Raw genomic sequence first — 19,083 nt, 5'->3', positions numbered from 1 at the left:
CCGGAAAAACTAAGACACTATTATGCGACATCCCATTAATCACCCGTTTTGGGTAGCAGCCGGATGTTACTGGATTAATCCCTCATACAGGGACGATACGGTCACCGGCATGCCTGGAGACACGGTGTCCCTCACCGGCTGGGGCCGCACCGCCCCCACCGCCGCCCACCTCATCCGCCCCCGGACCTACGAGGAGGCCGTGGCCGCGGTCCGCGCCCGCGGCGGCCGGGGCGGCATCGCCCGGGGGCTGGGGCGGGCGTACGGGGACGCGGCGCAGAACGCCGGCGGCTCCGTCATCGACATGACCGGGCTCGACGGCATCCACGCCATCGACGCCGACGGCGGCACCGTGCTGTGCGGCGCGGGCGTCTCCCTGCACCGGCTGATGGAAGTACTGCTGCCGCTCGGCTGGTTCGTGCCGGTGACCCCGGGCACCCGGCAGGTGACCGTCGGCGGGGCCATCGGCGCCGACATCCACGGCAAGAACCACCATGTCTCCGGCTCCTTCTCCCGCCATGTGCTGTCCCTGGAACTCCTCACCGCGGACGGCGAGATCCACGCGGTGGGCCGCGGCACCCCGCTGTTCGACGCGACGGCCGGCGGCATGGGCCTGACCGGGGTGATCCTCACGGCCACGCTGCGGCTGCTGCCGGTGCAGACCTCGTACATGTCGGTCGACACCGAACGCGCCACCGACCTCGACGACCTGATGGCCCGTCTGACCGCCACCGACCACCGCTACCGCTACTCGGTCGCCTGGATCGACCTGCTCGCGCGCGGCGCGGCGACCGGCCGCGCGGTGCTGACCCGCGGCGACCACGCGCCCCTGGAGGCACTGCGCCGCGGCACCCGTGCTCGTACCCGTCCGCTGGCCTTCAACCCCCGGCAGCTCCCGGCCGCCCCCGCCCTCATCCCCGACGGGCTGCTCAGCCGCACCGCGGTGGGGCTGTTCAACGAGCTCTGGTACCGCAAGGCACCGCGCTCGCGCTCCGGCGAGCTGTGCGGCATCTCCGCCTTCTTCCACCCCCTGGACGGCGTGCCGCACTGGAATCGGATCTACGGCCGCGCGGGCTTCGTCCAGTACCAGTTCGTCGTCGGACACGGCCAGGAGGACACCCTGCGCCGGATCGTGCACCGGATCGCCGCACAGCGCTGCCCCTCCTTCCTCGCCGTGCTCAAACGCTTCGGCGAGGCCGACCCCGGCTGGCTCTCCTTCCCGATGGCCGGCTGGACGCTCGCCGTGGACATCCCCGCCGCCCTGCCCGGCCTCGGCGCCTTCCTGGACGGGCTGGACGAGGAGGTCGCCGCGGCGGGCGGGCGCGTCTACCTCGCCAAGGACTCCCGGCTGCGCCCGGAACTGCTCGCCGCCATGTACCCGAGGCTCGACGAGTTCCGGGCCCTGCGCGCGGAACTGGACCCGCACGGGACCTTCGTCTCGGACCTCTCCCGCCGCCTCGGCCTCTGAACCCCTGACACTTCTCGAGGAGCTGTCGTGAAGGACGCATTCGGCATCCCCCAGTCCCTGCTCGTCCTCGGCGGCACGTCCGAGATCGCCCTGGCCACCGCGCGCCGGCTGATCGCCCGCCGCACCCGCACCGTGTGGCTGGCGGGCCGCCCGTCGGCCGCCCTGGAGCAGGCCGCCGGGGATCTGCGCTCCCTCGGGGCGGAGGTCCGCACCGTCGCCTTCGACGCGCTCGACCCCGAGTCCCACGAGACGGTGCTCGGCAAGGTCTTCGCCGAGGGCGACATCGACATGGTGCTGCTCGCCTTCGGGATCCTCGGCGACCAGGCGCGCGACGAACGCGAACCGGCGCACGCGGTGCGCGTCGCCCAGACCAACTACACCGGCGCGGTGTCGTCGGGCCTGGTCGCCGCGCGGGCCCTCCAGACCCAGGGGCACGGCTCCCTGGTGGTGCTCTCCTCCGTCGCCGGTGAACGCGCCCGCCGCTCGAACTTCATCTACGGCTCCAGCAAGGCGGGCCTGGACGCCTTCGCCCAGGGCCTCGGCGACGCGCTGTACGGCACCGGCGTGCACGTCATGGTCGTACGCCCCGGCTTCGTCCGCTCCAGGATGACGGCGCATCTCACCGAGGCCCCGATGTCCACCACGCCCGAGGATGTCGCCACGGCCATCGAGCTGGGGCTGCGCCGCCGCACGGAGACGGTGTGGGTACCGGGCACGCTCCGCGTGGTGATGTCGGCCCTGCGGCACGCTCCGCGGGCGGTGTTCCGGCGGCTGCCCGTCTAGGGCGTATCCAGGGCCCGGGACAGAGCTCAGGGCCGTCGCGCCGGGCGGGTCACCGGCTGGCGATCGTCCCGCGCTCCATGTCGGACTGGCCCGCCTGGGGCGGTACCGCCGAGCGACCGAAGACGAAGTCGCGGAGTTTGCGCCACACGCCGTCGGGACCCTGCTCGTAGAGGGCGAAGCCGGTGCACGGCCACTCGGCGCGGTACTCGGCGAGCTCCTCGAAGGCCCGGTCCATCGCGGCGTCGTCGATGCCGTGTGCCACCGTGACGTGCGGGTGGTAGGGGAACTGGAGGTCGCGCGCGAGGGGGCCGGAGGTGTCACGGACCCGGGTCTGGAGCCGGTTGCAGTCCTCGGCTCCCTGGACGACCTGAACGAACACCACCGGTGACAGGGGCCGGAAGGTGCCGGTGCCGGACAGCCGCATCGGGAAGGGGCGGCCGGCCGCGGCGACCCCGGTCAGATACGCCTCGACGGCCGGCAGGTCCGCCGCGTCCAGCTCCGTCGGCGGCAGCAGGGTGACGTGCGTGGGGATGCCGTGCGCGGCGGGGTCACCGAAGCCCGCGCGCCGCTCCTGGAGCAGGCTGCCGTGAGGCTCCGGGACCGTGATCGACACCCCGATCGTTACGGTCCCCACGTCGTCTCCCTGTCGTCGTGTCTGTCGGATTCGTACTCAGCCGTCCGGCTATCGACTGTAAGGCCACGGCTGTCTTGTGGGCAGGCGCAGCGGTAGTGATGTGCAGCGCTCTGCCCACGACGGTCGTGAGCGGTCGTACGCCTCAGTGCTTGGCGGGCAGGAAGCCCACCCGGTCGTACGCCTGGGAGAGGGTCTCCGCGGCGACGGACCGGGCCTTCTCCGCCCCCTTGGCCAGGATCGAGTCGAGCGTCTCCGGGTCGTCCAGATACTGCTGGGTACGGTCCCGGAACGGCGTCACGAACTCGGTCATGACCTCGGCGAGGTCGGTCTTCAGCGCACCGTAGCCCTTGCCGTCGTACTTCTGCTCCAGTTCCGGGATACCGGTGCCGGTGAGCGTCGAGTAGATCGTGAGGAGATTGCTGACGCCGGGCTTGTTCTGCGCGTCGAAGCGGATCACGGTGTCCGTGTCGGTGACCGCGCTTTTGACCTTCTTCGCGGTGGTCTTCGGCTCGTCGAGCAGGTTGATGAGGCCCTTCGGCGTGGACGCCGACTTGCTCATCTTGATCGCCGGGTCCTGGAGGTCGAAGATCTTCGCCGTCTCCTTGAGGATGTACGGCTTCGGCACGGTGAACGTCTGGCCGAACCTGCCGTTGAAACGCTCGGCCAGGTCGCGGGTCAGCTCGATGTGCTGGCGCTGGTCCTCGCCGACCGGGACCTCGTGCGCCTGGTACAGCAGGATGTCGGCGACCTGGAGGACCGGGTACGTGAACAGGCCGACGGAGGCGCGGTCCACGCCCTGCTTGGCGGCCTTGTCCTTGAACTGGGTCATGCGGGACGCCTCGCCGAAGCCGGTGAGGCAGTTCATGACCCAGCCGAGCTGGGCGTGCTCGGGCACATGGCTCTGGACGAAGAGCGTGCAACGGTCCGGGTCGAGGCCCGCCGCGAGCAGCTGGGCGGCGGCGAGCCGGGTGTTGGCCCGCAGCTCCGCCGGGTCCTGCGGGATCGTGATCGCGTGCAGGTCCACAACCATGTAGAACGCGTCGTGGGACTCCTGGAGCGCCACCCACTGGCGGACGGCGCCCAGGTAGTTGCCGAGGTGGAACGAGCCTGCGGTGGGCTGGATTCCGGAGAGCACACGGGGACGATCAGAGGCCATACCCACCATTCTCTCAGAGGGCGGGCTCCGCCTGGAACGGGTGGCCGGGCGGGGGTGCGGGACCCGCTCCCCCGCCGCCATCGGGCCCCGGGTCAGCCCAGGTCGATCTCCGGGTAGAGGGGGAAGCCCGCCACCAGGTCGGTGGCCCTCCGGGAGATCTCGTCCGCGATCTTCGGGTCCAGCACGTGGGCGGCCTTGGAGGGGGCGCCGGACTTCGTGGTGCCCGACTCCGTGGTGGTCAGGACGCGGTCGATCAGGGCCGCCACCTCGTCCATCTCGGCCGTGCCCAGGCCACGGGTGGTGAGCGCCGGGGTGCCGATACGGATGCCGGAGGTGTACCAGGCGCCGTTCGGGTCGGCGGGGATGGCGTTGCGGTTGGTGACGATGCCCGACTCCAGCAGGGCCGCTTCCGCCTGCCGACCGGTGAGGCCGTAGGAGGTGGCCACGTCGATCAGGTTGAGGTGGTTGTCGGTGCCGCCGGTGACCAGGGTGGCTCCGCGCCGCGTCAGGCCTTCGGCGAGGGCGCGGGAGTTGTCGACGATCCGCTGGGCGTAGTCGCGGAAGGCGGGCCGGCGGGCCTCGGCGAGGGCGACCGCCTTCGCCGCCATCACGTGCGGGAGCGGGCCGCCCAGCACCATCGGGCAGCCGCGGTCGACCTGGTCCTTGAGGGAGTCGTCGCACAGGACCATGCCGCCGCGCGGGCCGCGCAGCGACTTGTGGGTGGTCGTCGTCACGATCTGGGCGTGCGGGACCGGGTCGAAGTCGCCGGTGAGGACCTTGCCCGCGACCAGGCCCGCGAAGTGCGCCATGTCGACCATGAGGGTCGCGCCGGTCTCGTCGGCGATCTCGCGCATGATCCGGAAGTTCACCAGACGCGGGTAGGCGGAGTAGCCGGCCACGATGATCAGCGGCTTGAAGTCCCGGGCCGAGGCGCGCAGGGCGTCGTAGTCGATCAGGCCGGTGGCCGGGTCGGTGCCGTAGGAGCGCTGGTCGAACATCTTGCCGCTGATGTTGGGCCGGAAGCCGTGGGTGAGGTGGCCGCCCGCGTCCAGGGACATGCCGAGCATCCGCTGGTTGCCGAAGGCCCGGCGCAGCTCGGCCCAGTCGGCGTCGGAGAGGTCGTTGACCTGGCGGGCGCCGGCCTTCTCCAGGGCGGGCACCTCCACGCGCTGGGCGAGTACGGCCCAGAAGGCGACGAGGTTGGCGTCGATACCGGAGTGCGGCTGGACGTAGGCGTGACGCGCGCCGAACAGCTCACGGGCGTGCTCGGCGGCGAGCGACTCGACGGTGTCGACGTTGCGGCAGCCCGCGTAGAAGCGGCGGCCGACGGTGCCCTCGGCGTACTTGTCGCTGAACCAGTTGCCCATGGCCAGGAGGGTGGCCGGGGAGGCGTAGTTCTCGGAGGCGATCAGCTTGAGCATCTCGCGCTGGTCGTGCAGTTCCTGGCCGATCGCGTCGGCCACGCGGGGCTCGACGGCTCGGATCACGTCGAGGGCGGCGCGGGCGGCGGTGGACTCGGCGGAGACGGGCGCGGAGCCTGCGGGGGTGGTGGGATTCTCGGGCATCGGGACCTCCGGACGTGGCGTATGGCGTACGGCGTACTCGGTTGGCCCAGGCGCACGGCACTGTTTCCCGCACGAGCCGCTCCCCGATGGTCGGTCCCATCCCAGCGCGCCAGTCACGGCCCATCGGCCAGCCTACCGGCCGGGCCGTACGGCGCGGGCCGTACGTCCGCCATGCGGGCGGGGGCCCGCGCCCTCGCCCGCACGGCCCGAGGACCCCTAAAGGATCACGTGGGGCAGGAAGCGGGCGTACGCGTCGGTGATCAGGCCCGAGGACTCCCGGATGCCGAGTCCGGCGGCCTCGTCCCCGACGACCCAGGCGCCGAGGACGACGTGGTTGCCGTCGAAGACGGGCAGCGGGGCGAGCTGCTGGTAGCAGCTCGGTTCGGTGGGTGCGGCGGGCGGTGAGCCGGGTGGGTGGACGGTGACGCCCGCGCCCTCCCGGCCCAGCAGGGGCTTGGCGACGTAGCCGGTGGTGGCGGCCAGGTCGCGCGGACCGTCCAGGTGGGCGGGGAGCAGGTTGGGGTGTCCGGGGTACAGCTCCCAGAGGATCGCCAGCAGGGCCTTGTTGCTGAGCAGCATCTTCCAGGCGGGCTCGATCCACAGGGTGCTGCCGGTGCCGCCGCCGTTGTCGAGGGTGTCGAGGACGTGGTCCGCGAAGGCGTCGGTGGTGAGCCATTCCCAGGGATAGAGCTTGAAGATGCTGCGGATGAAGCGGAGTTCGTTGTCCACGAAGCGGCCGGACAGGGTGTCCCAGCCGATCTCCTCCATGGAGATCCAGCCGGTGGCCAGGCCGGCCTGCTCGGCGGTCTCCTTGAGGTAGGCGACCGTCATCAGGTCCTCGCCCAGCTCGTCCACGGAGGAGTGCGCGAAGTACAGGGGGCCGGGCGGGAGGAGGCCGGCCTGTTTCCGCCAGGCGTCGACGAGGCGTTCGTGGAGGGAGTTCCACTGGTCGGCGCCGGGGAAGCGTTCCTCCATCCAGAACCACTGGGGCGAGGCGGCCTCGACCAGGGAGGTGGGGGTGTCGGCGTTGTACTCCAGGAGCTTGGCCGGGCCGGTGCCGTCGTACCGGAGGTCGAAGCGGCCGTAGACGGAGGGGAGTTCGGCGCGGCGGTGCCATGCCTCGGTGACGGCGGCGGCGACCCGCGGGTCGGTGATGCCGAGGTCGGCGAGGCGGCCCTCGGTGACCATGTGCCCGGCCGCCGCGAGGCACATGCGGTGCAGTTCCTCGACGGTCTCCTCCAGCGCCTCGACCTCGGCGAGCGTGAAGGAGTAGTAGGCGCTCTCGTCCCAGTAGGGGCGCAGGGAGCCGTCGGGGTGGCGGGTGAGCGGGTAGATCAGCCCCTGCTCCTCGACCGTCCGCTGCCAGTTGGGGCGCGGGGTGATCGTGCGGCGTTCCATGTCCGCGGTCCGCCTCAGCCGCCGGAGCTGCCGTGGCCGCCGCCGAAGCCGCCGCGGTGGACTCCGCCGCTGCCGGACGAGGAGCCGCCGGAGCCCTTGCCGGGCTTGGTGAAGGAGCCGCCGTCGACCCAGCCGCGCTTCTTCTTGCCGCCGTAGTACCAGTCGCCGTCGACCGCGGTGACGGAGTCGCAGTTCTTGCCGGAGACCACCTTGTAGCCCTTGGTGACCCGGTAACTGTCGCGGTCGACGCAGCGCTTGTCCGGGGAGTCGGACGAGCAGGCGGTGAGGGTGGCGGCGAGGAGGCCCATCCCACCGAGGACGACCGTCCCGGAGCGGAGTCGTTTGCGTGTGTCTGTCATGTTCCATTCCCCCGTTGATCGTGTGCGCAGGCAAACAGGTTAGCGAGCCCCTGGCTCCCGCCCTCACCTAGAGTCACTTCGTGCTCTTCGGAATGGTTTGCGCGCTCGGCGCGGCGATCTGCTTCGGTACGGCGACGGTGCTGCAGGCGGTGGCCGCCCGGCAGGCGCTCGGAACCGGTCCGGGCGGGGAGGCCGCGCTGCTGCTGCGGGCGTTGCGGCAGTGGCGCTATCTGGCCGGGCTGGCACTGGACGGGCTGGGCTTCGTGTTCCAGGTCGCGGCGCTGCGCTCGATCCCGATCTACGCGGTCGGCGCGGCGCTCGCGTCCAGCCTCGCGGTGACGGCGGTGGTGGCGGCGCGGCTGCTGCGGGTCCGGCTGACCGGCCTGGAGTGGGGCGCGGTCGGGGTGGTGTGCGCCGGGCTCGCCATGTTGGGCCTCGCCGCCGGCCCTGAGGGCGACCGGACCGGCTCGACGACGCTGAGGTACGCGATGCTCGGGACGGCCGTGGTGGTGCTGCTGCTCGGCCTGGTCGGCGGGAAGCTGTCCGGCCGCCGGCGGGCGCTGCTGCTCGGCCTGGGCGCCGGGTTCGGCTTCGGCGTGGTCGAGGTGTCGGTACGGCTGATCGACTCCCTCCACCCGTCCGCACTGCTCACCAACCCGGCGACGTACGCTCTCCTGCTCGGCGGGGGCGCCGCGTTCCTCCTGCTGACGACAGCCCTGCAACAGGGCTCGGTGACGACGGCCACCGCCGGGATGGTCATCGGCGAAACGGTCGGCCCGGCGGCGGTCGGAGTGGTGTGGCTCGGCGACCACACCCGCGAGGGACTCGCCTGGCTGGCGGTACTGGGATTCGCGGTGGCCGTGGCGGGAGCCCTGACACTGGCCCGGTTCGGGGAGGCACCGGAGGAGACGGCGTAGACGCCTCTGTCGGTGTCGGTGCCGTCGTGCCCACCAGGAAGCCGTACTGGCGCTGGCACGCCTCGGTGACCTGCGGGCTCTGCCGGGCCTGCTGACAGCTTTGGACAGCGACGCCGACGCCTGGCGCGCCTTGCAGGTCGCCGATTGTCTGCGCCCGGCGGCCGGCGAACTGGTGCCGAGGCTGTCCCGGCGCCTCGCCGACGCCGACCTCTCGAAACAGTGGCCCGAGTCGAGCGTCGGCACCCTGGTGTCCACCCTGGGCCGACTGGGCGACCCGGCCGCCGTACCCGTGATCGTCGAGACCGTCGCCACCGCCGTCCGGCACGAGCAGTGGCATACCGCGGCTTCCGCTCTGGAGGCGCTCGCCTCCTTCGGGACCGCGGCCGCCTCCGCCCTGGAGGTGGTACGGCCTCTGGCCGACACGGAGGACGGCCGTCTCCGCATGCCGCTACGACCGCCCTCTGGGCACTCGAACCCGATGCGGACAATGTCGTGCCGCGGCTGAACGGCCTGCTCGACAGCCACCGGCACCACGAGGCGGCCGACCTGCTCGGCCGGATCGGCCCGCCTGCCGCCATGGCGCTGCCGCGCCTCCGGGAGATGCTGGCTGCCGGGTACGAGTGGACAAGGGTCCACGCCGCGACCGCCCTGTGGGACATCGGCGGCGAAGCGGAGGCCGTCGTCGTACAGACGCTGCTGGCCGCCTGGGAGACGAACGACGCGACCTCGAACCACGCCCTGGCCTGCCTGAACCGCGTGGGGCCGACCGCCGCCCTGCCCTCCCCCGCATTCGGAGGGAACTCGCACTGCCCCGACGCAGCGGTCGCTTCAGAAGCATCGCCCACGACGAAGAACTGCAGGGCACCTGCCACGCCGTCGTGGCCCGCCTCACCCGAGTCGGCGGATGACTCGCTCCGCCTTCAGGGATTGAGATCCAGAACGCGGACCGGTTCGCCGGTCCAACGGCCGGGAGCGGTGGTGGCGATGACGGCGCCGTCGGGACGGTCCGGGGTGGGCTGCGCGGCGTGCTGAGCATGTGCGGCGGCCCAGGAGTTCTGCTGGGCCACGGCCAGGACCGCGGGCAGGTCGAGGTCCAGGACGGTGATGCCGGGCAGAGCGACGAGGTGCTCCGCCGTACCGGGCCGGGAACGATCGGCTTCGACGAGCGCGCAGGCCGGGGCGTAGAGATACCAGCCGGCCTCCACGTGGGCGCGGTGGATCAACCGGGAAGCAAGGACGTTGCCCTGCCCCGCCGCGGTCATGGCGGTGTCGTCCAGAACGATGTGCATCGTGTCGCTCACGGGGCCGCCGCCCGGGCCAGTCGCCGATCGAGCTCGCTGTCGAGGTCCCGCTCCTGCGCCGGGGTCGGAGCGTAGCCGGTCCACTCCTTGAGGGCGGCGCGGGCCTGCTCGGCCCGTTCGGCCCGCTCAACGGGGGTGAGGAGGGTTTCCGCCAGCCGGGCCAGGTAAGCGCGCAGCGACATCCCCTCGGCTGCCGCTATGGCAGCGAGCCGGTCCCGGGCTTCCTCGGGGATGCGAACGTTGGCGTCGGACATCAGCGTGCTCCTCTCCACCCCTTCAGGGTACGGGTACGTACCCGCACCCATGCGTGACTCGGTGAAAAGAGCGGCGAAGAAGGCAGGGTCGGCTCAGGGCAGTACGCGGCACAGTGCCTCAAGCGCTCCGGCCCACGCGTGGTCGGGTGGGGTGCCGTAGCCGACGACCAGGGCGTCCAGGGGGTCGGTGACGGCGGCTTCGTGACGGAGGGCGGAGAGGCCGTGCAGGGCCAGGCCCTGCCAGGCGGCCGCCTGGATCACCGACTGTTCGGTGCCCGGCGGCAGGCGCAGTACGGCGTGCAGCCCGGCCGCGATGCCGGTGGCGCGGACCTCGGGCGCGCGGGCGGCGAGCGCCGCGACCAGGGCGTCACGGCGGCGCCGGTAGCGCAGCCGGGCGGCACGCACATGACGGTCGTACGCCCCGGAGGTCAGGAACTCCGCCAGGGTCAGCTGGTCCAGCACCCCGCAGTTGTCGACCTGGCCCTTGGCCGCCGCGCACTCCTCCACCAGGGCGGGCGGCAGCACCATCCAGGCCAGCCGCAACCCGGGGGCCAGGGACTTGCTGGCGGTGCCCAGATACACCACGTGGTCCGGGTCCAGGCCCTGGAGCGCGCCCACGGGCTGGCGGTCGTAGCGGAACTCGCCGTCGTAGTCGTCCTCCAGGACCAGTCCGCCGGTGCGCCGCGCCCACTCCACGACGGCGGCCCGCCGGCCGGACCGCAGGGCCGTGCCCATCGGGAACTGGTGGGAGGGTGTGATGAGCGCGGCCTGAGCGCCCGCCAGTTCCCGGGTGTCCGTGCCGAGTTCGTCGTACGGCAGCGGCCGGGTTCCCAGTCCGGCGGCCGTGAGCAGTTCCCAGTGGCGCGGGAGGCCGTACGACTCCACCGCGACCGTACGCGCGCCGCGTGCCCGGAGCACCGGGCCCAGGATGCGCAGCCCCTGCGAGAAGCCCGCGCACACCAGGACGCCGTCGGGGTGGGTGCGTACGCCCCGGGCACGGGAGAGGTATCCGGCGAGGGCGGCGCGCAGTTCGGGGCGGCCGCGCGGGTCGCCGTAGCCGAAGGCGTCGGAGGGGGCGCCGGTGACCGCGCGGCGGGCCGCCCTGAGCCACTCCGCACGGGGGAAGGAGGCGAGGTCGGGGGTACCGGGGACCAGGTTGTGGGTGGGGCGGCCGGGCTCGCGGCGGCGGGGGGCCGTGCCGGTGGGCGGTACGACCGGGCGCTCGGCGACCAGGGTGCCCGAGCCCTGCCGGGCGGTGAGCCAGCCCTCGGCGACCAGGTCCCCGTAGGCCTCGGCCACCGTGTTGCGGGCGATGCCGAGGTCGGCGGCGAGGGTGCGGGAGGAGGGCAGGCGGGTGCCGGGGGCGAGGCGTCCGGTACGGACCGCGTCCCGCAGCGCGTCGGTCAGCCCCCGGCGGAGCCCGCCCGCGCCGGTGGGTTCGAGGTGCAGGTCGACGCCGAAAGTGGCCCAGGATTTCGCCATGTAAATGGACCATACTCCTGGGCTGCCTGCTCCGTAGAGTCGAGGACATGAGCAACGAACCGAACGAGACGAACGACCCGACCGATGTCCAGTACGCCCCGGAGGTCCCTCCCCGTCTGCACTGGGCCGAGCACGCCCCGGGCGTCTACAAGGCCATGATCCACCTGGAGACCGCCGTCCGGCGCGGACTGGACGACCCCAAGCTGTACGAGCTGGTGAAGATCCGTGCATCGCAGCTCAACCGCTGCGCGTTCTGTCTCGACATGCACACCAAGGACGCCCTGGCGGGCGGCGAGAGCGTCGAGCGGATCATGCAGCTCAGCGCTTGGGAGGAGTCCCGGCACTTCTACACGGAGCGGGAACTCGCCGCGATCGAGCTGACCGAGGCGGTCACCGTCCTGACCGACGGGTTCGTCCCCGACGAGGTCTACGACCACGCCGCCAAGCACTTCGACGAGGCCGAGCTGTCCCATCTGATCGCCGCGATCATGATGATCAACGCATGGAACCGCTTCGGCGTGACCACCAGGATGGCTCCGGGGCACTACCAGCCGGGGCAGCACGGCTGACGCCGGACGCACCCCCACCGCTCAAAAAAGCCCCGCCACTCGGAGACGTGCAGTGGCGGGGCTCGGTCGTGCGCGGTGTCAGACGGTGCCGAAGCCTCCGGCCTTGACGCTCGCCACGAAGGAGGCGAAGGAGGCGGCCGGGAAGGCCAGCACCGGGCCGGTCCGGTGCTTGGAGTCGCGGAGGGGGACCATTCCGCGCGTGGCGACGAGGTTCACGGCGACCTCGACGCAGTCGCCGCCGTTGTTGCTGTACGAGGACGTGAACCAACGCGGGGTTTCGGTCGTCACGGAAGGTGCCCTTTCATAACTGGCTGATCATGGCCACGGACGCGGTATGCGACAGCGCCTCGGCCTGCAGCTGATGATAGGCCGTCAAGACGGGCACTACAGAAGCGGTTTCGCGATCAAGGTGTCCTTGAGTTTGGGCTTCGGCATAACACATCACGGACCGGTCAGACATCGTCAGCAAGTTGACAGGCAAGTCAAAGGGGCGACGTTCGGCTATGTCGAAGGGTGCCACTTGGAGCATGGTGTTCGGGCGGGCGGCGAACCTCACGAGTTCCTCGAGTTGGGCGGCCATAACCTCGGAACCGCCGACCGGTCGGCGGATGCAGCTCTCGTCCAGCACCACGAACACCATGGGCGGGCGGGCGCGTTCCAACGCGCTCTGGCGCTCCGCGAGGAAGGCGAGGCGCTCATCGGCGTGTTCGGGCGTGATGGCACCCCGCTGCACAGCGCTGTTGGCCAAAGCCCGTGCGTACTCAGGCGTCTGCAACAGCCCCGGGACGATCCCGATCTGGAACAGCCGGATCTCGACCGCCCGCCCCTCATACCCCACGTACTCCGGAAACCCCTCCAACAGCACGCCGTGGCGGAGCTCGCGCCACTGCCGTTCCAGGGACTCCGAGGTTTCGGCAATGCCGAAGATCTGATCGGCCTTGCGCGAGAACGGGAGGGTCGGCGGTTTGCGGCCAGTTTCGACAGCGGAAATGTGCTGACTGGAATACTCCATGCGCAGCGCCACGTCTTCCTGGGTCCACCCCCGCCCCTCACGCAGTCTGCGCAGATGCGCTCCGTATGCCGCTTGCGGGCTGGACTCCGGGGTCAGCTCTTTGCGGTTCACCACGGCTCGTCCTTCGAATCCGGCTAGTTGAAGGGAATTTGAGCGTAGGTCACGCTGAAGCTGCTTGGTAGCGGAATGGCTACGGAGAGGAGCGGCGAGTGACAAATGCGAACAGCTGTCCGGAAGTGCAGGAGCCCCCGGACCTACCCACCGTCGGAACGCTCCTCGTGGACAGACATGACCGGCTCGGCGAGTTCCGGGGCATGGCCTTCGGCTTCTGGTTCCTGCGCCCCATCACCGGCGGCGTCGAATGGTCCGTCGCCCCCGAGGACGTACGGCCGGCCACCCCCGAACAGCGCCTGCACGCCGAGACCGCCCGCGCGAACGCGCGTAGCCGGGGCGAGCTGCTGTGAACCGGAAGTTCGGCCGGTAACGGGGCACGGACTGCTTCACTCCGGGCAGTCGGCCGCGAAGCCGTTGCCCGGGAGATCGACGGCCACCGAACGGTGGCCCAGGAGCCCGAGTTCGGCCTGGAGCGGTGCGTAAGTGAAGGAGTTCGCGAACGCTCCGTGGACCAGTACGAACGTCGGTTCCATCCTTCTCCCTCTGTTCCCTCTGTCGATCAAGCTCAGGTCGGCCAACCCTTCCGCACCGGCGAGCGGCCCACCACTCACTTCTTCACCGTGTCCCCCCGGGGCATGCGCCCCACGCAACGGCGCCCGAGAACACGGGAAGAGCACGAAACGGTCAAGAAAACCCCGGCCGGTGACGGGCTGTTCGTCCCCCACGGTCCAGCGACCAGCACGGATACCCCGGGCGAGGCGGTTTGCCGTTCGCATGTGAACTTTGCGTGCGCATTGCGTACGCATAAGGTGTCCTTGCGCATGGCCGGTGCATGACTAGTCCGTGTCCGCGCGCGTCAATCAGCGACCGGGGGAACAACGTCGCTAACGGGGAGAAGGTGCGTCGTCATGTCGTCGCACCTGGTGTCAGGGCGTTTCAAGCAGCAGTAGCCATCGGCCGTACGGCTCGCCGGAGTCCGGCTTGCCGCAGTCCGGCTCGCCGCCGACGGCGACGTGCCTCACCCCTTCCTGCTCTTCGGCCGTTCTCCCGGCACGCGCCCACACTTGCACGATGAAAGGGATGCTCCTTGCGTTCCAAACCATGGTTCCGCATACCCGGATCCCGGGGATCCGGCGGCAGAGCGGGAAAGTTCACCACCTCCGTCACTTCCGTGGCCGCGCTGGCCGTACTGGCCGGCCTGGCGGTGCAGCCCGGTGCGTCGCCGTTGCGCAGTGAGCCGGTGAGTGACTCGTATCCCTGGTACGAGGACACGGCGGCCGAGCAGTTGCGGCAGGACCAGTGCCTGATGGCCGATGTGCTGCGGCTGGGTGGTTCGTCGATGGCGGCGACCGCCAAGGACGGTCTGAACCAGACTCCGGAGAAGCTGCATGTCGCGGCGAACCGTGAGCACTGGGAGCAGACGCCGCTGGCTGTCGCCTACCAGTCGGACAAGGACGCGGCGGGCAAGGAGAGCGCCGCGCTGTCGGCGTTGCAGGAGTCCTGGAAGAAGCCGCTCGACGGCCTGGCGACGCCGGGCGGGTTCACCGAGACCGGGTTCCACTGGCCGCCGAGCGGGGAGCAGTCGTTCCATGCGCAGACCGGTCTGACGGGGTGGATCTCCGACCGGTACTGGAAGTCCGACGGCGACTTCTACAAGGATGCGACTCCGGCGGCCGACGCGAAGATGCTCGCGGCCGTGGACCAGGTCGGCAATCCCCTGTACGGGAAGGATCCTGATCCGTCGGGTACGACGCAGCAGGAGTGGAACCGGGCGCTGGCCGAGCGCGCGGCGTTCGAGTGGATGCACGGCGTTCCGAGTGCGAACCCGGGCGCGGATGACGCCCGGATCTTCCTGGCCTCGGGCGGTTTCCCGCGCAGCGCCCCGCAGCCGGGCACGCCGGAGTACCGGATCGCGGTGGAGGACGTGAAGTCCCGTTTCGCCGCGTGTGGTTGGCGCGACCCGCTGGACCCGGACGGTGTGCTGGGTGACATCACCTCGGCCGCGGCCGGTGAGTGGCAGCAGGAGGTGTCCTCGCAGGCCGTCCAGCGCAACCAGATCCTGGACGCGAACAAGACCGCGGTGGACGCGCTGACGGCGGGCACGAAGGCGCTGGGCGAGATGCTCGGGCACTCCTGGGTCGCCGACCACGCCACCCGCTGGCAGGACTACTGGACGGCGGGCGGTCTCGGCTACATCGGCGACGCCCCGCTGACCATCCAGATCCCCGGCGCCTCGGGCAAGTGCCTCGACGTGGAGGGCGGCGGCACGGCCAACGGCACCCCCGTCCAGGTCTACACGTGCAACGACGGCGCTGCCCAGCAGTGGCAGCTGCGCGGCTCCTACGACGGCGGCTACGCGCTGGCCAACATCAAGTCGCAGAAGTGCCTGGACGTGTCGGGCGGCAACAGCGCCGACGGGACGAAGATCCAGATCTGGAGCTGCTCCGGCTCCAAGAACCAGCAGTGGGACTTCGACGTCCGTGCCGCGAGTGAACTGCGCAACGCGGCCACGAACAAGTGCCTGAATCTGCCGTCGTTCGACAACAGCAAGAACGCCACGCTGCTGACCTGCAACAACGCGTCCGCGCAGAAGCTGCGCATCGTGCCCAAGGGGCACACCGGTGACGGCAAGCCGAGTTACCCGACCGCGGCGCAGTTCACCAAGGCGAAGTCCAGTGTCGCTGCGGCGCAGACCGGTTCCGCCGCCAAGCTGGCCGTGATCAAGGCGCAGCTGGCCGTGGCCCAGAAGGCCGCGACCGGTTCGGACGCCGCGCTGCAGTCGGCTTACGGTATTGCGGACGCCAACGGTGCGCCCAGGGGCCGGGGTCTGCTGGTGGGTCAGCAGAAGGCTCAGGTCACCAACGGTGCGGTCGCGGCGCTCACCGCGTTGGTGAAGGCGGGTGAGACCGCTCAGGCGGCCACCCGTGCCTCCGCGGGTGACAGTGCGACGATCGCGCAGCGGGCTCTCGCTCAGGCGGCGCAGGCCAAGGCGGAGTTCCGCAAGGAGGCCGCGAAGACGGCGGAGTGGCAGGCGAAGTCCGCTGCTGACGCGGCGAAGGTGCACCGGGACAACGCGAAGAAGGCCAAGGAGCTCGCGGAGGCCAAGCTCACCGAGGCGCTGAAGGCGGAGGGTGATGCGAAGGCGGCTGCCGCCGACGCGCACGCCAAGCGGCTGACCGCGGAGGCCGAGGCGCTGACGGCCAAGTCCGAGATGGAGACGGCCGCCGCGAAGCAGGCCGAGGCCGCCCAGCACAAGACCAACGCACAGGCCGAGGCCACCAAGGCCAGTGAGGCCAAGGGCCGCGCCGAGAGCGCGGAGAAGACCGCCGAGGACCGGCGCGACGACGCGGTCAAGGCCAGCAACCACGCCCGGGACATGCGCGACGACGCCTGGGACGCCAAGCAGAAAGCCGACGCCAAACGGGCCAAGGCCGACGCCAAGACCGCCTACGCCGACTCCCTGGACTCCCACGAAGGCGCCGACGCCGCCCGTGCGGCAGCGAACGACGCGGACAAGGCAGCCGACGACGCGGAGACCGCGGCGGGCAAGGCGCGTTCCGAGGCGGATGCCGCCACCCAGGCCGCGGCCGAGGCCGACGCGGCAGCCACCCGCGCCGAAGCCGCGGCCAAGCGCGCCCGCGCCGCTTCGGATGCCGCGCAGGCGGACAAGCTGAAGGCCGACGCCGCGGTACGGACCGCGACAGCCGCGGTCGCCGACGCCATCAAGGCATCCCAGGACGCCTCCACCGAGGCCAACGCGGCGGTCAAGCTCGCCGACGAGGCCGAAGCACACGCCAAGAACGCCAGGACCCAGGCCAACGCCGCCCAGGCCGAAGCCACCAAGGCCCTCGCCGCGTCCGCGAAGGCCGCCGGTTTCGCGCACGTCACCGCACAGGCCGCCGTCGACGCGGGCAAGGCAGCCGAACAGGTCGCCGCGCCCGCCAACGACGCCATCCAGCTCGGTTCTCCCTACGTCGACACCGACTCCGCCGCCGGCCTGGTCGTGCTGACCGGACAGGCGTCGAAGTCGATCGCCGACCAGCAGCAGGCCGTCGCCGACGCGCACGCCAAGAACGCCGCCGCCGAGGCGCAAGCCGCGAAGAACCTCGCCGACCAGGCACAAGGTGATGCCAAGGAGGCCTACCAGCACGCGGCGAACGCCGCCCAGTACGCCGCCGACGCCCGCACCTACTCCAAGGAAGCCCTCGGCTACGCCGCCGACGCCGCAACCGCAGCCTCCAAGGCATCCGCCTCACTGGCCCGCACCATCGAGTACGACCAGCAGGCCACCGAAGACGCCGCAGCCGCCGACCGAGCGGCCGGAAACGCCGAAGGCTACGCCACCCAGGCCCGCGCCTCCGCCGACCAGGCCGAACTCGACGCCCAAGCCGCCCGCGCCGCGGCCTCCCAGGCCGAACAGGACGCCAAGGACGCCCGCGCCGCCGCCACCCGCGCCGACGCCGCCGCGACCGAAGCCGAACAAGCCGCCAAGGACGCCGACAAGTACGCCAAGGAAGCCCAACAAGCCGCCACGGAGACCCAGAACAAGAAAAACGGGCAGCAGATCCAGACGGGCACCATCCTCGACGCGGCCGGCCACATCGACAACGTGTTCTACGTGGTCGACCACTACGAGAACGTCGGCGAGCCGAAAACCCTGTCCAAGACGTCGGCGTGCGACGACTGGAAGAGCAACATCGTCTACACGGGCGACTGCACCATCACCGCGAGAATCACCTACAAGGCGATCCTCGACCTCTACCTGTGCACCACGAAGGACCTCAACCCGGCGTACAACATCTGCGCCACCGCTGACGCGGTCTACCTCGGCCAGCAGCCGTCCGAGGAGATGACCAAGGACGTCACCCACACCATCACGATCGCGGAATTCAACGCGAACATCGACCCGATCGACATCCTCTTCGGCAGCTGGATCGACTGCGGCAAGAAGATCGGTTCGATGCTCAAGATCTCGGGCAGCGGAGGAAACTGGGGCGGCTGCGGCTGGGCCGCCTTCGACGTCGCCACCCTGTTCGCGGGCAAAATCGTCCGGCCGATCGCCGAGGCGGTCGAAGCGGTCCACGCGGCCCTGATCTCCGGCATCAAAGTCGCCGACGCGCTGAAGGCGCTGCGCACGCTGCGCATCGACGCAGACGCGTTGGCGGGTATCGAGCGGTCGGCACGTCTCTCCGAGGAGTTCCGCGCCGCCTGCGAGACCAACAGCTTCCCCGGCACCACCGAGGTGCTCATGGCGGACGGCTCACGCCGCCCCATCAGCCAGGTGGGGGTGGGGGACCGTCTCGCGGCCATGGATCCGGCCACCGGCCGGCTGCAGACGCAGCAGGTGACCGACACGTTCAAACACGACACCCAGCGGCTGGTGGACATCACTGTCGCCGGCGGGGGCAAGCTGGCCAGCACCGCCGGCCACAGGTTCTATGTGGTGGACCGCGGGTGGACGCTGGTCTCCGACCTGCACGTCGGCGACCGGCTGCGCACACCGGACGGCTCCGTCCACCCGGTGACCGCCCTCCTCGACCGCTCGGGCCTGACTCCGCGTACGGTCTACGACCTCACCGTCGACGACCTGCACACGTTCTTCGTGCTCGCGGGCGCCACTCCGATCCTTGTCCACAACTGCAAGGTCGCCCTGGGGTGGCAGAACAACGGGAAGCTCGACGCGTGGGCCCGGCTCGCCGGGAACAAGTTCACCACCTTCTCCCTTGTACCCCCGGCGCATTTCGCTGCGATGGCGAGGCAGGCCATCCGCGACCCGAATGTGGCGTTGCACGTCAACATGACGGGACTGGAACTGAAGGGATCCTTCCTGGACGCTGCCAAGCGCGGCCTGAAGGGTGGCGAAACCGGGGCATACGCCACAGACTACGAGATGTCCTTGATCGCGAGAGCCGTCGCCAACGGTCAACGCACATGGGATTCGGTGAGGTTCTATTTCCCGACAGGCTCCGACGGTGCCATGGAATTCAGGAAACTAGACATGCCAGATCTGTCAGAGTTGGGGAAACTTGATCCTGTGGAGAAGACCAGTATGTTCGACTACTGCAACTGCTGAG

The 19,083-nt window shown here is 70.6% G+C and carries 17 protein-coding genes, 1 pseudogene and 1 riboswitch; of the genes and pseudogenes, 7 read left to right on the top strand and 11 right to left on the bottom strand.

The window, feature by feature from the left end:
- Positions 1 to 109 precede the first annotated feature (109 nt).
- Together ACIPK3_RS20620 and ACIPK3_RS20615 are read left to right on the top strand one after the other, a co-directional pair.
- The gene (locus ACIPK3_RS20620) at positions 110 to 1,465 is read left to right on the top strand and encodes an FAD-binding protein (protein WP_402571586.1); all 1,356 of its coding nucleotides are present in this window, start codon (positions 110 to 112) and stop codon (positions 1,463 to 1,465) included.
- A 27-nt stretch (positions 1,466 to 1,492) separates the two neighbouring features.
- Positions 1,493 to 2,248, top strand: a complete 756-nt coding sequence (locus tag ACIPK3_RS20615; protein WP_402571585.1) for a decaprenylphospho-beta-D-erythro-pentofuranosid-2-ulose 2-reductase — start codon at positions 1,493 to 1,495, stop codon at positions 2,246 to 2,248.
- A 49-nt stretch (positions 2,249 to 2,297) separates the two neighbouring features.
- On the opposite strand, the gene ACIPK3_RS20610 is transcribed toward ACIPK3_RS20615, so the two are convergent.
- From ACIPK3_RS20610 to ACIPK3_RS20590, 5 genes are all read right to left on the bottom strand, one after another.
- Positions 2,298 to 2,882 carry a 2'-5' RNA ligase family protein gene (locus tag ACIPK3_RS20610; RefSeq protein ID WP_402571583.1) on the bottom strand — a complete coding sequence of 195 codons (585 nt, stop codon included), beginning with the start codon at positions 2,880 to 2,882 and terminating at the stop codon, positions 2,298 to 2,300.
- Between the two features lie 142 nt (positions 2,883 to 3,024).
- On the bottom strand, positions 3,025 to 4,038 hold the full coding sequence (gene trpS / locus ACIPK3_RS20605; RefSeq protein WP_402571581.1) for a tryptophan--tRNA ligase: 1,014 nt from the start codon (positions 4,036 to 4,038) through the stop codon (positions 3,025 to 3,027).
- A gap of 92 nt (positions 4,039 to 4,130) precedes the next feature.
- Positions 4,131 to 5,603, bottom strand: coding sequence for a glycine hydroxymethyltransferase (locus ACIPK3_RS20600; protein ID WP_402571579.1), 1,473 nt, complete (start codon positions 5,601 to 5,603; stop codon positions 4,131 to 4,133).
- A gap of 37 nt (positions 5,604 to 5,640) precedes the next feature.
- A riboswitch (ZMP/ZTP riboswitch) is annotated at positions 5,641 to 5,730 on the bottom strand.
- Positions 5,731 to 5,819: 89 nt separating this feature from the next.
- Positions 5,820 to 7,001 (bottom strand): glutathionylspermidine synthase family protein, encoded by a 1,182-nt coding sequence (locus tag ACIPK3_RS20595; protein WP_402571577.1) that lies wholly within the window; start codon positions 6,999 to 7,001, stop codon positions 5,820 to 5,822.
- A 14-nt stretch (positions 7,002 to 7,015) separates the two neighbouring features.
- A complete protein-coding gene (locus ACIPK3_RS20590; protein WP_402571575.1) occupies positions 7,016 to 7,360 on the bottom strand; it encodes a hypothetical protein in 345 nt (114 codons plus the stop codon).
- 92 nt (positions 7,361 to 7,452) lie between these two features.
- Between ACIPK3_RS20590 and ACIPK3_RS20585 the strand changes: the two genes are divergently transcribed.
- Complete coding sequence (locus tag ACIPK3_RS20585; RefSeq protein WP_402571860.1) at positions 7,453 to 8,277, top strand: DMT family transporter; 825 nt, start codon at positions 7,453 to 7,455, stop codon at positions 8,275 to 8,277.
- Between the two features lie 100 nt (positions 8,278 to 8,377).
- Positions 8,378 to 8,782 carry a hypothetical protein gene (locus ACIPK3_RS20580; protein ID WP_402571573.1) on the top strand — a complete coding sequence of 135 codons (405 nt, stop codon included), beginning with the start codon at positions 8,378 to 8,380 and terminating at the stop codon, positions 8,780 to 8,782.
- Between the two features lie 415 nt (positions 8,783 to 9,197).
- Here ACIPK3_RS20580 and ACIPK3_RS20575 read toward each other — a convergent pair whose 3' ends face one another.
- The 3 genes from ACIPK3_RS20575 to ACIPK3_RS20565 form a co-directional block, all read right to left on the bottom strand.
- Positions 9,198 to 9,566 (bottom strand): hypothetical protein, encoded by a 369-nt coding sequence (locus ACIPK3_RS20575; RefSeq protein WP_402571858.1) that lies wholly within the window; start codon positions 9,564 to 9,566, stop codon positions 9,198 to 9,200.
- A gap of 8 nt (positions 9,567 to 9,574) precedes the next feature.
- Positions 9,575 to 9,832, bottom strand: coding sequence for a hypothetical protein (locus tag ACIPK3_RS20570; protein WP_402571571.1), 258 nt, complete (start codon positions 9,830 to 9,832; stop codon positions 9,575 to 9,577).
- A gap of 93 nt (positions 9,833 to 9,925) precedes the next feature.
- On the bottom strand, positions 9,926 to 11,314 hold the full coding sequence (locus ACIPK3_RS20565; protein WP_402571569.1) for a PLP-dependent aminotransferase family protein: 1,389 nt from the start codon (positions 11,312 to 11,314) through the stop codon (positions 9,926 to 9,928).
- Between the two features lie 47 nt (positions 11,315 to 11,361).
- Between ACIPK3_RS20565 and ACIPK3_RS20560 the strand changes: the two genes are divergently transcribed.
- Positions 11,362 to 11,883: a carboxymuconolactone decarboxylase family protein gene (locus ACIPK3_RS20560; protein WP_402571567.1), complete on the top strand. Its 522-nt coding sequence runs from the start codon at positions 11,362 to 11,364 to the stop codon at positions 11,881 to 11,883.
- A 78-nt stretch (positions 11,884 to 11,961) separates the two neighbouring features.
- Here ACIPK3_RS20560 and ACIPK3_RS20555 read toward each other — a convergent pair whose 3' ends face one another.
- The gene (locus ACIPK3_RS20555; protein ID WP_402571566.1) at positions 11,962 to 12,171 is read right to left on the bottom strand and encodes a DUF397 domain-containing protein; all 210 of its coding nucleotides are present in this window, start codon (positions 12,169 to 12,171) and stop codon (positions 11,962 to 11,964) included.
- Between the two features lie 13 nt (positions 12,172 to 12,184).
- On the bottom strand, positions 12,185 to 13,009 hold the full coding sequence (locus ACIPK3_RS20550; protein ID WP_402571564.1) for a Scr1 family TA system antitoxin-like transcriptional regulator: 825 nt from the start codon (positions 13,007 to 13,009) through the stop codon (positions 12,185 to 12,187).
- Positions 13,010 to 13,173: 164 nt separating this feature from the next.
- Between ACIPK3_RS20550 and ACIPK3_RS20545 the strand changes: the two genes are divergently transcribed.
- Positions 13,174 to 13,359, top strand: coding sequence for a hypothetical protein (locus ACIPK3_RS20545; RefSeq protein ID WP_402571562.1), 186 nt, complete (start codon positions 13,174 to 13,176; stop codon positions 13,357 to 13,359).
- Positions 13,360 to 13,401: 42 nt separating this feature from the next.
- Here the strand turns inward: ACIPK3_RS20545 and ACIPK3_RS20540 are convergent.
- Positions 13,402 to 13,542, bottom strand: a pseudogene (locus ACIPK3_RS20540) (alpha/beta fold hydrolase); the annotation flags it as partial.
- Positions 13,543 to 14,096: 554 nt separating this feature from the next.
- On the opposite strand from ACIPK3_RS20540, the gene ACIPK3_RS20535 reads away from it, so the two are divergent.
- The gene (locus tag ACIPK3_RS20535; RefSeq protein WP_402571560.1) at positions 14,097 to 19,082 is read left to right on the top strand and encodes an RICIN domain-containing protein; all 4,986 of its coding nucleotides are present in this window, start codon (positions 14,097 to 14,099) and stop codon (positions 19,080 to 19,082) included.
- The last annotated feature ends 1 nt before the right edge of the window (position 19,083 follow it).

The sequence above is a fragment of the Streptomyces sp. NPDC086787 genome, from assembly GCF_044745865.1.
Taxonomy (GTDB): Bacteria; Actinomycetota; Actinomycetes; order Streptomycetales; family Streptomycetaceae; genus Streptomyces.
The sequence above is the reverse complement of the archived record's forward strand: the minus strand, read 5'-3'. Positions and strand labels throughout refer to the sequence as shown.

What these genes read in the sequence shown, in the direction of transcription:
- ACIPK3_RS20620 (WP_402571586.1), top strand. Translation starts at nt 110, where the DNA reads ATGCCTGGAGACACGGTGTCCCTCACCGGCTGGGGCCGCACCGCCCCC.
- trpS (WP_402571581.1), bottom strand. Translation starts at nt 4,038, where the DNA reads ATGGCCTCTGATCGTCCCCGTGTGCTCTCCGGAATCCAGCCCACCGCA.
- ACIPK3_RS20600 (WP_402571579.1), bottom strand. Translation starts at nt 5,603, where the DNA reads ATGCCCGAGAATCCCACCACCCCCGCAGGCTCCGCGCCCGTCTCCGCC.
- ACIPK3_RS20595 (WP_402571577.1), bottom strand. Translation starts at nt 7,001, where the DNA reads ATGGAACGCCGCACGATCACCCCGCGCCCCAACTGGCAGCGGACGGTC.
- ACIPK3_RS20590 (WP_402571575.1), bottom strand. Translation starts at nt 7,360, where the DNA reads ATGACAGACACACGCAAACGACTCCGCTCCGGGACGGTCGTCCTCGGT.
- ACIPK3_RS20585 (WP_402571860.1), top strand. Translation starts at nt 7,453, where the DNA reads ATGGTTTGCGCGCTCGGCGCGGCGATCTGCTTCGGTACGGCGACGGTG.
- ACIPK3_RS20575 (WP_402571858.1), bottom strand. Translation starts at nt 9,566, where the DNA reads ATGCACATCGTTCTGGACGACACCGCCATGACCGCGGCGGGGCAGGGC.
- ACIPK3_RS20570 (WP_402571571.1), bottom strand. Translation starts at nt 9,832, where the DNA reads ATGTCCGACGCCAACGTTCGCATCCCCGAGGAAGCCCGGGACCGGCTC.
- ACIPK3_RS20565 (WP_402571569.1), bottom strand. Translation starts at nt 11,314, where the DNA reads ATGGCGAAATCCTGGGCCACTTTCGGCGTCGACCTGCACCTCGAACCC.
- ACIPK3_RS20560 (WP_402571567.1), top strand. Translation starts at nt 11,362, where the DNA reads ATGAGCAACGAACCGAACGAGACGAACGACCCGACCGATGTCCAGTAC.